This window comes from Ammonicoccus luteus (assembly GCF_050880385.1).
In the GTDB taxonomy this organism is placed as follows: Bacteria; Actinomycetota; Actinomycetes; order Propionibacteriales; family Propionibacteriaceae; genus Enemella.
The window spans coordinates 982328-996997 of record NZ_JBNZCI010000001.1 but is presented as its reverse complement, the minus strand read 5'-3'; the positions used below and the strand labels follow the sequence as shown (position 1 = coordinate 996997).

The following is a 14670-nucleotide window of genomic DNA, read 5'->3' as shown; positions in this document are numbered from 1 at the left end:
GGAGGCTAGGCCTCGCTCCGGGCGCCCGGGAGCGGCTTGCTCGCCGTGCCCCGCCACGCGCGCCAAGCCCAGATCGTCAGGGAGATGGTCACGGCCCAGGAGACCACTACCGCAGCCCCTCGGACAATGCCCGGCTCGGCCAGAAAGGCGCCGATGGACACCAGGGAGACCTGGCCCGGAATCGAGGCGATCGCCGAGGCGGTGGCGAACACGCGGGTGCGCACCCCGAGTGCGCCGGCCGCATAGTTGATCGGCCAATAGGGCAACCCTGGGAGAACGCGGAGCGTGAAGATGGCCTCGAAGCCAGCGGATTTCAAGTGCTTCTCAAGCGAGTACCGCCGTGACCCGAGCAGCCGGAAGACCGTTTCCTTGCCCAGCGCACGCGCGATCCAATAGGCGCCGAAGCTGCCCACCATCGACCCGAGCACCGAGAGCAGGCTGCCGGTCACCGTGCCGAAGAGGACGCCGGCGGTCAACGCCATGAGCGTGATGGGGATGGGGGTCAGCGCGATCGCTGCGTACGCACCCACGAAGACGAGCCAACTCCACCAACCGAAGCTCTCGATTGTCTCCCGCAGGACCTCGAGATCGGGCAGCCGCACGTTCAGCGCGAGCCAGAGCATCGTGAGCACGACCGCCGCGAGTCCGGCCACCCGCAGTCCCGAATCCCACGTCAGCCAACCGGAGGCGCCGTCGCCTATGGAGCGTTCGGGCGACTGGTCGGAGGCAGCAGAGGAGGCGGGCATCCCGGAAGCTTAAGCGATGAAGTCATATTGAAGCGCGCGCTGTGCTGCTGTCCGCACTGCTTGGACCGGTGGCCGTGTCAGCCCTCGGCGTGTCGGGCCACGATCTCGTCGACCGTCCCGTCCTTGATGGCTTGGATGAGGCCATCGACGGCGTCCTCGAGTTGGTCATACATCTCGACGAAGGCGTGCCGTGGATAACCCCAAGGGTCTGGAACATCCAGGATCCCGCCCGTCGTTTCGGCCGCGAACGCGCCCATCCGCACGACCTTCGCGCGGTCCTCGGGATTCTTCGCAAGCCGGAGAATATTCCTGACGTTGGAGCCATCCATCGCGAGGATGAGGTCGGCCTCCGCGAAATGCCCCGCCACGAACTGCTGGCCGACTGTCGTGAACACATAGCCACGGTGCTCGCCCTCGAGGATCGTCAGGTCGTACGCACGCTCGCCGACGTGGTAATTCGCGGTTCCCGCCGAGCTCACGGTGACGTCAGTGAGTCCGGCCTCCTCGAGCTTGCGCACCAGAACGGACTCTGCGGCGGGGGATCGGCAGATGTTGCCCAGACAGACGGTCATGATGTGCATGGGGTGAGTTTCGCAGACGGTCATCGCAAGGGACGACCCTCGCCGCGCCGCGGGCAGCATGATCGGACGTCGTGCGTTGCAATGGAACGATCCGCGACTGCCGCCGAATGCCACTGATATCGTCAAAAGTGAGTTGGCCTGCAGTGGCGGGCCGTTGCTGGGCGACCTGGCCTCCCCGGGTGGGAGGCTCGCGGGGGTTTTGATTATGTCTGTCGGAGCATTCTATTGGAGAGCACGTTTCGGCTCTTGGCCCGAAGCGAAACCGAGCGAGCCGGGATATTCGCTGTTGATGCCCGTGCCCGGAGATCTCCCCGTGTTTCTCGAGATCGCCCTGGAAACCTGTTTGGCTCAGAACCACGATTTCCGTGTGGAAACGATCGTTGTTCCTGACCGCATGACACCTGAGGTGGTTGCGGTCGTGGAACGATTCAAGCCGAAATGGCCGGGTGAGCTGTCGATCCAGCCATTGCCGATGCCGGAGCGGGTCGTGCTGCCCAAGCTCAACAACGCGTTTCACAATTACGGGGTCCAACTGCTGACCGGAGTCCAGGCGAGCAGGGGCAGCCACGTCATCCTCCACGACGCGGACCTCTTCCACATGGAGCGCGATGCCCTGGACACGCGTTACCGGGAGACCGCCGACAACGGACTCAACGTCTCGGGGATCAGCCCGGTATGGGACACGTGGTTCGCCGACAACGACATTCACATCGCTGCCACTTGGGAGCTGTGCGCGAATCGGGACTGGCTCCGCGCGTTTCCGCGGCACTTCCACCTCGGCCACGACGGTGAGCTCCTTGGTGAACAGCACACGTTCGACATCACATTGCATGCCCAAGCGCTGTCGGACCCGGCGAAGATTCGTGTCTTCCCGCACGAGAACATCGTCCATTTCAACTTCGTCATCGGCGCCTACCGCGAGTTCCAGAAGAGCAGCGGCCCCTATCTTGACGACCAATTCCGAATGCTTCTCATTCGTCTCTTCATCGATCTGTTCGCCGAGGACAGGGAGATCTACCGCGAACTGCCGGAATTCGATGGACTCATGCGCGGCCTGACGAATGAGAATGAGCGCGTCTTCTACCCGCGCGCCACTCCTGAGCTGCAGACCAAATATCGCGATTTCCGAGTCAAACTCGATCGCATCATCGAAGCGGAATGGATGTCCAACCCCGAGCGCCGCGAAGAGGCCGCCAGGTCGTTGGCGCCGTTCGATGCGCATTACGGCTACGCGGTCGTCTCCTCGTAAGGCCCGGCGCCACCGCAGCGTGGTGGGTCAGTCGATTCCGGAATTTCACAGGCTCCACGTCACGACATCGCCGAAGTCGGCGGGAGCGTAACGAAGCGCCTGGAACTGGAAATCCGGGTTCCCATGTCGTACGCCGAGCCAGCCGGTCTGGCACGCCCCGAGACGGAGCTGGTTCGTCGGATAGGGCGGGCTCCACTCGTTGTCACGTTCGAACTCGTTGATCCCCACCCAAGTGGGTCGGCCACCGCCACCCTCGGCGTCATACACCAGCACTGACCACGGGTCCGAGCTCACCCTCGTGGTGTTGTCCGCGTTCTGTTGCGGGTGCGGGCGCCGATAGCACACTTCTACGCGCCAACCTGCACTGACTCCGTCCTGGCCGTGAGCGAAGCGTTGGAACGTCACGTCGAAGTAAGTAAGACGAGCCGTCTGGCCGGGTCCGAGCTCGAGCCGCTGTCCGGGCGGCGGAGCCGGTTGCGGTTGGGTAGGCGGGTCCGGTGCCTGTGTGCCGCCCGGCGCCGGCGCCTCCGTGCCGGCCGGTTCCGGGGCGTCAGATGGGGGCTCGAGCGGCGGCAAAGCGATCGTCGCTTGTGGCGTGGCAGACACGGAGGGCGCAGCGGACGCGCTCGCGGCCGGGACGGGAGCCGGCTGTGGCGCCGTCTGGTTGGTGTTCGTGCACGCTGCACACAACGCGGCCGCGGCCAGCAACGCGACCCCTGGCATTCTCATGTGATCAGGGTCCCATCACGCAGGTCCTGCCGCCTCCCGATCGTCTGAAGCGGTCGACCGGGTGCCTTCATTGTCGGGTTCGGCCGCTACGGTGAACCATGGCTCCACGCGGATGGGAACAGCACCGGGCAGCGGTTGACCGGCTGGTTGCGTCCTATGCCGCGGTGCCGTCCGGGGCCAAGGTCCGTCTCGCCAAGACCACATCGAACCTGTTCCGACCCCGCGCGCGGACCGCAGTCGCGGGCCTCGACGTCAGCGGGCTCAACGGTGTCATCGCGATCGATCCCGCCGCGGCCACCGCGGACGTGCAGGGCATGTGCACCTATGAGGATCTCGTCGCCGAGACGTTGCCCCACGGTCTGATCCCCTTGGTCGTCCCGCAACTTCGCACGATCACTCTCGGTGGGGCGGTCACCGGCCTCGGGATCGAATCCACCAGCTTCCGCAACGGTTTCCCGCACGAGTCGGTGCTGGAGCTGGACGTCCTCACGGGCGCCGGGAACCTGCTCACCGTCCGGCCCGGCGACGAGCTCTTCGACGCCTTTCCGAACTCCTACGGATCGCTCGGCTACGCAACCCGTGTGCAGATCGGTTTGGAGCGGGTGCCTGCGTACGCACGGCTTCGGCATATCCGCCTGGCCGACCATGACGAGCTGACCGAGGTGCTGGGGAGCGTGGTCGGGTCGGGCACGCACGGGGGAGCGGCAGTCGATGCCATCGACGGGGTCGCGTTCGCGCCCGACGAGATCTATCTGACGCTGGCGACCTGGACGGGAGAGCCCGGGCCGGTGAGCGATTACACGGGGCAGGCAATCTTCTATCGATCGCTCCAACAACGCACGACCGACTGGCTCACGCTGCACGACTATCTGTGGCGCTGGGACACGGACTGGTTCTGGTGTTCCCGCGCATTCGGCGCCCAGCATCCGGTCGTGCGCCGGCTCTGGCCGAAGCGCTGGCGGCGGTCGGACGTCTATCATCGCTTGGTCGGTCTGGACCGCAGATTCGGCGTGCTGGACCGCCTCGACCGCAGGGCTGGACGCCCAGCGCGCGAAAGAGTGATCCAGGACGTCGAGGTGCCACTCGAGCGACTCGCCGAATTCCTCACCTGGTTCGACCGCCACGCGGGCATGCGGCCGGTCTGGATCTGCCCGGTGGTCGCCAAGGGCACGTCGAGCGGCGGGCGCTGGCCGCTCTATCCGATGGAGCCCGGCCGGATCTGGGTGAATCTCGGTTTCTGGGGAACAGTTCAGGTGGGCCCCGACGCGCCTGACGCGCCGATGAACCGGGCGATCGAGGCCAAGGTGCTCGAGCTGGGCGGACACAAATCGCTCTATTCGGAGGCCTTCTTCGACCGCGCCACCTTCGACCGCCTCTACAACGGCGCCCACCTCGCCGCGGTGAAGGCCAAACACGACCCCGACAACCGGCTCACCACGCTCTACGACAAGGCGGTGCGACGACGATGACGCCCAGCAGTTCCCAACCCGGCACGCTCACGATCGCCGAGGCGCTCGCCTCGCTGTTGCGGGACGGCATGCCCGTGCGGTTCACGGCCTACGACGGCAGCTCGGTCGGGCCGGCCGACTCGGAGTTGGGCTTGGAACTGCTCAACCGCCGGGGGTTGGCGTACATTCTGACCGCTCCCGGCGACCTCGGCATGGCCCGCGCCTATATCGCCGGCGACCTGGCGCTGCACGGAGTGCACCCGGGTGATCCGTACGCGTTGCTCACCGGTCTGCAGGGGCGGCTGCAGTTCCGGACGCCGACCGCAGCCGAGGCGCTGACCCTCACCCGGTCTCTCGACCTGCTCAACCTCCGACCACCGGCGCCGCCCCCGCAGGAACGACTGCCGCGTTGGCGCCGGGTGGTCGAGGGCCTGCGCCACTCGATGGTGCGGGACGCCGGGGCGATCTCCCATCACTACGACGTGTCCAACCGCTTCTATGAGTTGGTGCTGGGGCCGTCGATGGCCTATACCTGCGCGGTCTATCCCACTCCCGACGCTTCACTGGAGGAAGCCCAGCACGAAAAGCACGATCTGATCGCCCGCAAGCTCGACCTCCAACCGGGACAGCGATTGCTGGACGTCGGCTGCGGCTGGGGTGGGATGGTGCGACATGCGGCGCGGGAATACGGGGTCAAGGCGCTCGGCGTCACCCTCTCGAAGCAGCAGGCCGAGTGGGCCCGGGCCGCGATCGAGCGCGAGGGGCTCGGCGACCTGGCCGAGGTGCGGCACGGGGACTATCGGGAGGCGACCGAGACGGGGTTCGACGCGGTCAGCTCGATCGGGCTCACCGAGCACATCGGAGTGGCGAATTATCCGGCGTACTTCACTCATCTCCGCGACCGACTCCGCCCCGGCGGACGACTGTTGAATCACTGCATCACTCGATCACACAACCGACACCACCCGGTGGGGGCGTTCCTCGATCGCTATGTCTTTCCGGACGGGGAACTCACCGGCTCCGGCCGCATCATTGCCGCGGCCCAGGACGTGGGGCTCGAGGTCATGCACGCCGAGAATCTGCGTCCCCATTATGCGATGACGCTCACTGCCTGGTGCCGCAACCTCGTCGAGCACTGGGATGAGTGCGTGGCCGAGGTCGGCGAAGGAACCGCCCGCGTGTGGGGGCTCTATCTCGCCGGCTCGCGCGTCGGGTTCGAGCGCAATGAGACCGAACTCCACCACGTGCTGGCGGTGCGCACCGAAGCAGGCGACAGCGGCGGCTTCCCGCTGCGCCCGACCTGGTGATCCGGGCTCAGACCTTGGCCTGCGCCATCTGGCAACGCCAGCCCTCGGGCATCTCGGTGGCCAGGGCATTGAGCACCGGCTTGGACAGGTCGTCGCCGAGCATGTCGTCGGCCACCGGATAGAGGACGCTGTCCTCGGTCTCGTTGTGCGTGTCCAACTCCTGCCGGAGAGCGGCGAACACAGCGAGTGCCATGTCGAGGTCAGGTTCGTCCATCTCGAGGATGGCTTCGAGCTCGTCGACGTGATCCCAGATGACGCCGTGTTCGCGGAGCATCGCCACCACTGGTCCGGGGCTGCTGTGGGCCAGCGGCGGGAAGACGAACTCCTCCTCCACCCAGAAGTGGTGGCGCAGTCGCCGGATCGCGTCCTCCAGCTGGAACCGGCTCAGTCGCCCGCCTCGGGCGGCGACCGCGAACGCGTTGAACTTGTCGTCGATGAAGTGGTGGTCGTGGGCCATTCGCTTGCCTGCGGTAGTCATCGGAGGCTCCCTTGCTCGATCCTCCATTCTATCGATTCGAACACCTGTGTGGGTTGGTTCTGTGAGTTTCACAGGTGACGCTGGCCACACGTCAAGCCGGTGTGAGCAGATATTCGGCCAGCAGCGGATGCGGCTCGAGCGCCGAGCGTCGCGTGCGTTGGGTGGGGAGCCAGCCGAGTCCCTCGAAGTACGCCCGCCGCTGCCAGTCCTCAGCGAGCAGCCAAAGCCACACGCGTGGGACTGCGCCTGTCTTCCAGTGCCGCAGCCCTTCCCCGTAGAGCTCGTCGAGCAGGCCCGTGTCCCGCATCCGGTCGGCGATGACCAGGTGGCGGAGTTGGTCTTCCGTGTACTTGATCCAGCCGCACAGGCCCTCGTCGTCCTCCGCCAGCGTGAACGTGATCCATGGGTCGCGGAACTCGGATTCGGTGGCCTTGAGATGTTTGGCGGTGGGAAAGCTGGCCGCTGAGGCGTACGTCTGGGGAGCGGCAGCGACGGTCGCCGCCCGCTCGAGCTCGACGAGCGCGGGGAGGTCCGCGAAGTGAACGGGCCGGATCTGCATCATTCCGCCATATTAATAGTCTTATTCCGAGAAAAATAGGGACAGTGGTGCTCATTCGTCCGCAGGGTCCCTGCTGCCACACTGGAGCCATGCCGGCGACGGGTACCGCGGTCCAGATCGGGGACCGGACGATCAAGGTGACGAACCTGGACAAGGTTATGTATCCGGCGACCGGCACCACCAAAGGCGATGTCATCGCCTATTACGCGGCGGTCGCGCCATGGTTCGTCCCGCATGCGCAGGGCCGTCCCGCCACCCGCAAGCGCTGGGTGAACGGAGTCGGCACCGAGGACGAACCCGGTCACTCCTTCTTCAACAAGAACCTCGATTCGCGGTCGACGCCGCCGTGGGTGCGCACCTTCACGATCGAACACAAGTCCGACGCCAACACCTATCCGCTCATCGACGAACCCGCGACGTTGGTGTGGCTCGCCCAGCTGGCCTCGCTGGAGATCCACGTGCCCCAATGGAAGGTCGATGCCGACGACGCCCCTCAGCATCCGGACCGGCTCGTGCTCGATCTCGATCCGGGGCCGGGTGCCGGGATGGCGGAGTGCGTTGAATTGGCGCACCTCATCCGCGAAGTTCTCGACGGCATGGGGCTCACCTCGGTCCCGGTGACGAGCGGGAGCAAGGGCTTGCATCTGTACGCCGGCCTCGACGGCACTCTCTCCTCGCACGAGGTCTCCGGGGTGGCGCGGGAACTGGCGGTGCAACTGGAGGCGCTGCACCCGGAACTGGTCGTGAGCAACATGAAGAAGGACCTGCGCGAGGGCAAAGTGCTGCTCGACTGGAGCCAGAACAGTGGGAGCAAGACGACGATCGCGCCCTATTCGTTGCGGGGGCGGCTGCATCCGACCGTCGCCGTGCCGCGCACCTGGGACGAGTTGCGGCCCGATCTGCCGAACCTGGAGCTCGACCAGGTCGTCGAGCGGCTCGCGGACGTCGGGGACCCGCTGGCCGTGCTGCTCGGTTCGCGGCCCGACCGGTTGGCGACCTATCGCTCGATGCGCGATGCCGCGCGTACGCCCGAACCCGTGCCCGCTGCAGCGCCGGTGGTGGGGAAGGGCAACTCGTTCGTGATCCAGGAGCACCATGCGCGGCGGCTGCACTATGACTTCCGCCTCGAGCGCGACGGCGTGCTCGTCTCCTGGGCCGTCCCGAAGGGGCCGCCAACCGACCCGACGAAGAACCACCTGGCGGTGCAGACCGAGGATCACCCGCTGGAATACGGAACTTTCGAGGGTGAGATTCCCAAGGGGGAATACGGCGGCGGCAAGGTTCGGATCTGGGACTCCGGCACCTATGAGTTGGAGAAGTGGCGCGACGACAAGGAAGTGATCGCGACCCTGACCGGGCAGCCCGGCGGGGGACTCGGGGGCGTGCCGCGCAAGTTCGCGCTGATCCACACCCGGATGGGGGGCGAGGAGAAGAACTGGCTGATGCACCTGATGGAGACACACCCGGTTACAGAGGTGGAAGAGACGCCGCCGGCCGGCGAACCGGAGACTCCGCGCACTACCGACGCAGCGCAGCCTCCCGCCGCACCCGAGGCCGTGACCGAGGTGCCCGTGATCGAGCCCATGCTCGCGACCCCGGCAGAAGTGAAGGACTTGCGGGATGGGGAGTGGCGGTTCGAGGTGAAATGGGACGGGTATCGGGCGATCGCATCCGTCGCCGACGGCGTGGCGTCGTTCCGCAGCCGCCGCGGCATCGACCTGACCGCGACCTATCCCGAGTTGGCCGAACTGGGACCGTTGGTGGGCGACCATGCGGTGGTGCTCGACGGGGAGATCGTCGCCACCGACGCCCAAGGGCGCTCCAGTTTCGAGCTCCTGCAGACGCATGGGTCCGGGAGTTCGGCCGCGCACTACATGGTGTTCGACCTGCTGCATCTGGACGGGCGTTCGTTGGTGCGGGAGCCGTATGTCGAACGCCGCGCCGCGCTGGAAGAACTTCTCAGCGAGGACGGCCGGCATATTCATGTGCCGACCACATTCGGTGACGACGCCGATCTGGCCCTCGACACGAGCCGTGAGCTCGGGCTCGAGGGTGTCATCGCGAAGCGCCCGACCAGTGTCTATCAGCCCGGCCGACGGGCGAAGACCTGGCTCAAGGTGAAGCACCGCCACACGCAGGACGTCGTCATCGTCGGGTGGAGCCCCAGCGAGACGAGCCGGGCCCGTGGGATCGGGTCGCTGATCGTGGCGGTCAACGACGCCGAGGGTCTGGCGTACGCCGGCAAGGTCGGCAGCGGCTTCACCGAACAGGCGCTCACCGATGCGCGCAAGGTCCTCGAATCGATCGAACGCAACGAGCCGCCGCTGACGGGCGTACCCCGCGTGGACTCGAAGGGCGCGCGCTGGGTGGAGCCGCTGCTGGTGGGGGAGGTGGAATACAGCGAATGGACCGACTCCGGCCGACTGCGCCACCCCGTGTGGCGCGGCTGGCGACCGGACCGGCACGCCGAGGACGTCGTCCGCGAGGGCGGCTTCGGGGAGCGCGCAAACTAGCCGAGGACCAGGTGCCGCCGAGGGAACGGAAAGAATTCTCACGGGCTTGTCGATTCCGCCCACTACCGCTCGTCATGGGGATGAGGTCGCGCTCGCGGCCCACCCTAGGAAGGAACAACCCATGAAATACGTGATCCTGTTGATGGCCGATGGCGCGGAGAAGCCCTGGGCCGACCAGACCCCGGAGGAACAGGCCGAACTCATGACCAAGTTCGGCGCGTTCGACGAGGCCTGTCAAGCCCGTGCCGGTGTGGAGATCCTGGCAGGGGAGGCGCTCGGGGACGGGGATGCCTCGACGACCGTTCGTCACGCCGGCGGGACCCGCACGGTCACCGACGGCCCGTATGCCGAGGCGGTCGAGGGCCTCGGCGGCTTCTATCTCCTCGAGGCCCCCAACCTGGACGTGGTGCTGGAGCTCTTGGAGTTCCTGCCCCGCTATGACATCCAGGTCAGTCCGGTGGTCGACCCGATGTGATGGCGCGGCAGGCGCTCGCCCTGGTGGTGCGCGAGGAATGGGGCCGACTGATCGCCCTCCTCCTCGCGCGCTTTCGCAGGCTGGACCTCGTCGAGGACGCGCTCGGTGATGCGGTGGAGGCGGCGGCCCGCCGATGGCCGCAGGACGGCGTACCCGACAATCCCTCCGCCTGGCTGCTCACCACCGCGCGGCGGCGGGTGCTGGACCGACTGCGGGCCGAGGCCATGGCGCATCGCCGGCATGCGCTGATCGCCACCGATCTCGAGCGTCGCGGGCCGGGGCCGGGGGAGCGGGCCGATCCCGGTGACCTGGTCGAGGACGATCTGCTGCGCCTGGTCCTCATGTGCACCCACCCGGCGCTCGCGCCCGAGGCCGCCAGCGCGTTGGCTCTGCGTCTGGTGCTGGGCGTGAGTACGCCGGACATCGCCCGGCTCTTCCTGGTCTCCGAGCCCACGATGGCCGCCCGGATCACGCGCGCGAAGAGGAAGATCGTCACCGCGGGCATTCCGTTCGCCGTGCCGAGTGCGGACGTGTTGCCGGACCGGCTGGCCACCGTCGCGCAGATCGCCTATCTGGCGTTCACTGCCGGGTACGCCCCCGGCAGTGGCCCGGACCTGGTGCGGGTGGAGCTGGCCGGTGAAGCCGTGCGGCTGACCCGCACGGTCCGCGGGCTCCGGCCGGACGACCCGACCCTGACGGCGCTCCTGGCGCTGGAACTGCTGCAGCACTCCCGCCGGGACGCCCGCCTGGATGAGACCGGGCGGCTCGTGCTGCTCGCTGATCAGGACCGGACCCGATGGCACAATGCCGAGATCGCCGAGGCGGTCGCCCTGCTGGAGCTGCGTCACCTCTCCGGCCCCCTGCCGGTGCAGGCGGCGTCGTATCTGTTGCAGGCCCGCATCGCGGCGGAGCACGCGACCGCCGCCAGCGGCGAGGCGACAAGGTGGGACCGGATCGTCGCGCTCTATGACGGGGTTGTCGCGCTCGACGGCAGTCCGGCGGCCCGGATGGCTCGGGCGGTGGCGGTCGCCGAGGCGTACGGGCCCCGATCCGGCCTCGCCGCCCTCGACGGGATCGAGCTGCCGGGCAATCACCGCCTGTCGGCCGTCCGAGCCGAGCTGTTGGTGCGGGCCGGCCGGCGGCAGGAGGGCCTGACGGCGCTGGACGAGGCGATCGTGCTCTGCCGCAACTACCCCGAGCGTGCCCATCTCGAGCGGCGCCGCGACGAACTCGGCGGCGCGGGGTAGGGGTCCGGTCCGGAGGCAGACCGCGGCGGTGTTACAACAGATGGGTGTGCGAGTACTGCGGGTGTGACCAGAACGTCTATATCCGCGAACTGATGGACCAACATGATCGGCTGGCCGAGTTGGGCGATGGCGCGGCACGGGCCACGCGCTCGGGGGACCTGGCGCGGGCGCAGGCCGACCTGGCCGAGTTCACCACGCTGCTGAAGGCCCACAACGACGTGGAGGAGCGCGGCATCTTCGCAGCGATGGCGGCGCTCGGTGAATTCGTCGAGCTCACCGATGAGTTGGCCGCTGAGCACGTCGATCTCCATGCGCGCCTGGCAGCGTTCGACGGAGTTCCTCCGGTGGACGAGCTGGTTGCGCTGCTGGCGGACCTCGACGAGCACGTCGAGAAGGAGAACCGAGGGGTATTCCCGTTCGCCTACAGCGCCTTCTCCGCCACCGAATGGGCCATCGTCGATCACGCCCACCAGCCCTAGTGAAGGGAACCAAAGCGAGGAAATCGAACAGTCGATCCCGAAATCGGTGCTTAAGGGGCGCCGATTCGGGATCGACTGTTCAAGTCTTGTGCTTCTCATCGAGAGAAACGTGACCGGTGCAGGATGGCGCGGCGCGAATCGCTTCCCCAGTTCGACGTCGGCGACCGCTGGCGAGGGGCGGCGCATCGAGGTTCCCGGTCCGGTCCGCTTCGTCTGCATCTCGATCTCAACCCGGTGGATCGGGATCAGGACGAGGAATTGGAGCGGTTGCTGGGGTTGGGCGCGCGGCCCGCGTCCGTGGGCCAGACCGGTGAGGAGTCATGGCACGTCCTCGCAGACCCGGAGGGCAACGAGTTCTGTCTGCTTCGGGAGCGGCTGCCGGAGCTGTAGGTCAACATGCCGGTGGTAGAGCTGCCGTCGGGTCCGCGGGGAGGACCAGCCGGAACGGTTCGCGACTCTGGTCGCTCAGTTCGCTCGAGGAGCGTCTGACGTGGCCTGAGCGGTCATGCCCGTGCCGAGCAGATGGCGCGCGAGGATGCGTGCGGCTCTGATGGGGTCCTGCTCAGGGGCGAGCGGCACGGTGAGGGCGTCCAGCACCAGCCCGAGGAGGGCTTGGTGTTCGAGCACGACGATGACATCTCCGCCGGGCAGACCCTGTGTGCGGTGGAACGCTTGGTCGGAGGCCAGGCCGGCGCGCAGGAAGGGTCCTACGACGCCCGCCACAGCGGGGTCACGTGCGGCCTCGAGTCGGAGCTCGATCAAGGCGAGAGCGCAGGCCGGCTCGGCAAGCAGCCGTTCGACCACGTACGCCGCGTACTCCTCGACGGCATCGGCGCCGGAATGCTCAGCCGCGATTCGTTCCAACCGGACAGGATCGGGAGTCAGGCGCTCGAACACGCGCCCGGCTGCTTCGACCGCCAGATCCGCCCGTGTCGCGAAGTAGTTGGAGGCCGTGCCGCGCGGCAGCCCGGCTTGATCGTCAACGCCGCGGTAGGTCAGAGCGCGCGCCCCGCTGCGCCCCAAGCACTCAATGGCCGCGTCCAGCAGCAAGGCCCGACGGGCCGGATTCGACGCCATGGCCTCTAGCCTAGCTGAACCACTACGAGTAGAGTGGTTAACCACTACGATCGTCTTGGTTGAGGAGGCGTCATGCGTTCGCTCGTCTACTACATCGCGGTGTCGGCCGACGGATTCATCGCGGACCCGTCGGGAGACACATCGGCGTTCCCCCAGGACCTCGCGACGCTCCGGGCCCTCTTCGCTGAATACCCTGAGACGTGCCCGTCGCATGTTCGTGCGCACTTCGGCATCGACGGCCCGTCTCGGCGTTTTGATGCGGTGATTATGGGCATGCGTACGCACCAGCCGGCGCTGGATGCGGGCCTGACGAGTGCCTATCCACATCTGGATCAGTACGTTGTCACCCATCGCAGGGATCTGCCGGAGGACCCCGCCGTGACAATCGTGCATGACGATCCAGTGGGACTCGTGACCGCGTTGAAGCAGCAACCAGGTCGGGATATCTGGTTGTGCGGTGGCGCCGACCTGGCGGCCCAACTGGTCGCCGAGATTGATGAAATCCACCTCAAGGTGAATCCGATCCTTCTCGGCAGCGGAATTCCTCTCCTGCGAGGTGCGCTTCCGCACGATCTTGAGTTTGTCTCCTCCCGAGAACTCCCGGGCGGCGTTCTCCTCAACACCTATCACTGCTGAGATGAGGACCTCGGCGGCATGCCGGGGCCGTCGATAACGAACTCGAGGAGCCACCGTGGATGTCTCCACTTTCCACACGTTGACCGAAGAGCTCGCAGCCATGCAGAACCGATCTTGACCTTCGGGGGATGACACCGGTTCCTGCGGCGGTGATTACCCGCTCAGGCACTTGGGCTCGCTGATAACGCCCGAGGGAATGATGATCCTTGTCAACGCCGTTGCGCTCGACGGTGACGCCGTCGTGGGTTCGCTGAACGAGCTCCAGAAATGGGGGCAGTTGACGAGCCTGGCTATTTCCGAGGTGGTGACGTGCCCGTGGTCCGAAAGAGGTCGATCCACGCATCGCTGCTGAGAGATCGAGGGAGGTCGTGCGGCTGGAGGCCGAACCTGCCGAGCCACCGTCGGGCTTGTGCCGGACTGCCGATGTTGGTCGTGCGGGGGAGAATCTGCGCCAGCCCTCGGCCAGGGCCTGTATAGACGCGGTGGACCAGTCCCTGGAACTTTCGGCGCTGGTTCACCGGCAGGCGGGGCGCTTGATTGCGCCGGATGGCGAGGATGCCTCCATCGACCCCTGGCCGCGGTGTAAAGGCCCTGGCTGGTACTCGGTCGTGAAGCTCGAACGTGACCCACGGTGACCACTGCGCGGTCATCATGGACGAACCGCCAACGCCGGCGCGGCGTCGGGCGACTTCCCACTGCACCAGAAGCACAGCGTCGGTCCAGTGCGGGGCGTGGAGAATGCGTCGAAGGATCGCGGTCGTCTGGTGGAACGGGAGGTTGCCCACGAGAACGTGCGGCCGGTTTGGGAGCCGGTACCGGAGGAAATCGGCATGTTCGACCACGACCTCTCGGGGCAGGTGGTCCCGTAGTCGGCCGACGAGTCCTGAGTCAATCTCGACCAACGTCAGCGGCCGATTGATTTTGACAAGGCCCGAAGTCAGGGCTCCGGCGCCCGGGCCGATCTCGATGATGGGCCCATTGGTAGTTCGCACCAAACCCAGAATGGTGTCGATGATCGTGCGATCGGTGAGGTAGTTCTGACCGAGCTCATGTCGGCCGTGCGCGTAGGTAGGCACTGGTGTCGCTCCGTTGTCGGTTCGGAGCCGGGCGCGACAAAATCACCGCCCGGGGGGGGCCACGCGGCGG

At 66.8% G+C, this 14670-nt stretch carries 17 protein-coding genes; 10 read left to right on the top strand and 7 right to left on the bottom strand.

All coding sequences use genetic code 11. The annotated features are described in order from the left end of the window. Positions 1-5: 5 nt before the first annotated feature. Positions 6-746 carry a TVP38/TMEM64 family protein gene (locus ACQ260_RS04655; RefSeq protein WP_432558220.1) on the bottom strand — a complete coding sequence of 247 codons (741 nt, stop codon included), beginning with the start codon at positions 744-746 and terminating at the stop codon, positions 6-8. Between the two features lie 77 nt (positions 747-823). After that, positions 824-1327 carry a low molecular weight protein-tyrosine-phosphatase gene (locus ACQ260_RS04650; RefSeq protein WP_432558219.1) on the bottom strand — a complete coding sequence of 168 codons (504 nt, stop codon included), beginning with the start codon at positions 1325-1327 and terminating at the stop codon, positions 824-826. A gap of 313 nt (positions 1328-1640) precedes the next feature. Between ACQ260_RS04650 and ACQ260_RS04645 the strand changes: the two genes are divergently transcribed. Then, complete coding sequence (locus ACQ260_RS04645) at positions 1641-2576, top strand: hypothetical protein (protein WP_432558218.1); 936 nt, start codon at positions 1641-1643, stop codon at positions 2574-2576. 45 nt (positions 2577-2621) lie between these two features. Here the strand turns inward: ACQ260_RS04645 and ACQ260_RS04640 are convergent, their stop codons facing one another. Beyond that, positions 2622-2981 carry a hypothetical protein gene (locus tag ACQ260_RS04640; protein WP_432558217.1) on the bottom strand — a complete coding sequence of 120 codons (360 nt, stop codon included), beginning with the start codon at positions 2979-2981 and terminating at the stop codon, positions 2622-2624. 190 nt (positions 2982-3171) lie between these two features. Between ACQ260_RS04640 and ACQ260_RS04635 the strand changes: the two genes are divergently transcribed. The 3 genes from ACQ260_RS04635 to ACQ260_RS04625 all read left to right on the top strand — a co-directional run bounded on the left by ACQ260_RS04635 (position 3172) and on the right by ACQ260_RS04625 (position 6060). Next, positions 3172-3309 carry a hypothetical protein gene (locus tag ACQ260_RS04635; protein ID WP_432558216.1) on the top strand — a complete coding sequence of 46 codons (138 nt, stop codon included), beginning with the start codon at positions 3172-3174 and terminating at the stop codon, positions 3307-3309. Between the two features lie 94 nt (positions 3310-3403). Next, positions 3404-4774, top strand: coding sequence for an FAD-binding oxidoreductase (locus tag ACQ260_RS04630; RefSeq protein ID WP_432558215.1), 1371 nt, complete (start codon positions 3404-3406; stop codon positions 4772-4774). Continuing rightward, positions 4771-6060, top strand: a complete 1290-nt coding sequence (locus tag ACQ260_RS04625; RefSeq protein ID WP_432558214.1) for a class I SAM-dependent methyltransferase — start codon at positions 4771-4773, stop codon at positions 6058-6060. Before ACQ260_RS04630 ends, ACQ260_RS04625 begins: the two co-directional genes overlap by 4 nt. Before the next feature lie 7 nt (positions 6061-6067). Here ACQ260_RS04625 and ACQ260_RS04620 read toward each other — a convergent pair whose 3' ends face one another. Then, positions 6068-6538: a hemerythrin domain-containing protein gene (locus ACQ260_RS04620; RefSeq protein ID WP_432558213.1), complete on the bottom strand. Its 471-nt coding sequence runs from the start codon at positions 6536-6538 to the stop codon at positions 6068-6070. A 91-nt stretch (positions 6539-6629) separates the two neighbouring features. Next, positions 6630-7100 (bottom strand): GNAT family N-acetyltransferase, encoded by a 471-nt coding sequence (locus ACQ260_RS04615; RefSeq protein ID WP_432558212.1) that lies wholly within the window; start codon positions 7098-7100, stop codon positions 6630-6632. An 86-nt stretch (positions 7101-7186) separates the two neighbouring features. Between ACQ260_RS04615 and ACQ260_RS04610 the strand changes: the two genes are divergently transcribed. The 5 genes from ACQ260_RS04610 to ACQ260_RS04590 all read left to right on the top strand — a co-directional run bounded on the left by ACQ260_RS04610 (position 7187) and on the right by ACQ260_RS04590 (position 12201). Next, complete coding sequence (locus ACQ260_RS04610) at positions 7187-9610, top strand: ATP-dependent DNA ligase (RefSeq protein ID WP_432558211.1); 2424 nt, start codon at positions 7187-7189, stop codon at positions 9608-9610. A 121-nt stretch (positions 9611-9731) separates the two neighbouring features. Continuing rightward, entirely contained in the window at positions 9732-10085 is a 354-nt protein-coding gene (locus tag ACQ260_RS04605; RefSeq protein ID WP_432558210.1) for a YciI family protein, read from the top strand. Then, the gene (locus tag ACQ260_RS04600) at positions 10085-11332 is read left to right on the top strand and encodes an RNA polymerase sigma factor (protein ID WP_432558209.1); all 1248 of its coding nucleotides are present in this window, start codon (positions 10085-10087) and stop codon (positions 11330-11332) included. The genes ACQ260_RS04605 and ACQ260_RS04600 overlap by 1 nt, the downstream gene beginning before the upstream one ends. Positions 11333-11424: 92 nt before the next feature. Continuing rightward, a complete protein-coding gene (locus ACQ260_RS04595; RefSeq protein WP_432558208.1) occupies positions 11425-11811 on the top strand; it encodes a hemerythrin domain-containing protein in 387 nt (128 codons plus the stop codon). A gap of 123 nt (positions 11812-11934) precedes the next feature. Then, on the top strand, positions 11935-12201 hold the full coding sequence (locus ACQ260_RS04590; RefSeq protein ID WP_432558207.1) for a VOC family protein: 267 nt from the start codon (positions 11935-11937) through the stop codon (positions 12199-12201). Positions 12202-12276: 75 nt separating this feature from the next. On the opposite strand, the gene ACQ260_RS04585 is transcribed toward ACQ260_RS04590, so the two are convergent. Then, complete coding sequence (locus tag ACQ260_RS04585) at positions 12277-12888, bottom strand: TetR/AcrR family transcriptional regulator (protein WP_432558206.1); 612 nt, start codon at positions 12886-12888, stop codon at positions 12277-12279. Between the two features lie 72 nt (positions 12889-12960). On the opposite strand from ACQ260_RS04585, the gene ACQ260_RS04580 reads away from it, so the two are divergent. Further along, the gene (locus ACQ260_RS04580) at positions 12961-13524 is read left to right on the top strand and encodes a dihydrofolate reductase family protein (RefSeq protein ID WP_432558205.1); all 564 of its coding nucleotides are present in this window, start codon (positions 12961-12963) and stop codon (positions 13522-13524) included. A 290-nt stretch (positions 13525-13814) separates the two neighbouring features. On the opposite strand, the gene erm is transcribed toward ACQ260_RS04580, so the two are convergent. Next, the gene (gene erm, locus ACQ260_RS04575; RefSeq protein WP_432558204.1) at positions 13815-14600 is read right to left on the bottom strand and encodes a 23S ribosomal RNA methyltransferase Erm; all 786 of its coding nucleotides are present in this window, start codon (positions 14598-14600) and stop codon (positions 13815-13817) included. Positions 14601-14670: the final 70 nt, after the last annotated feature.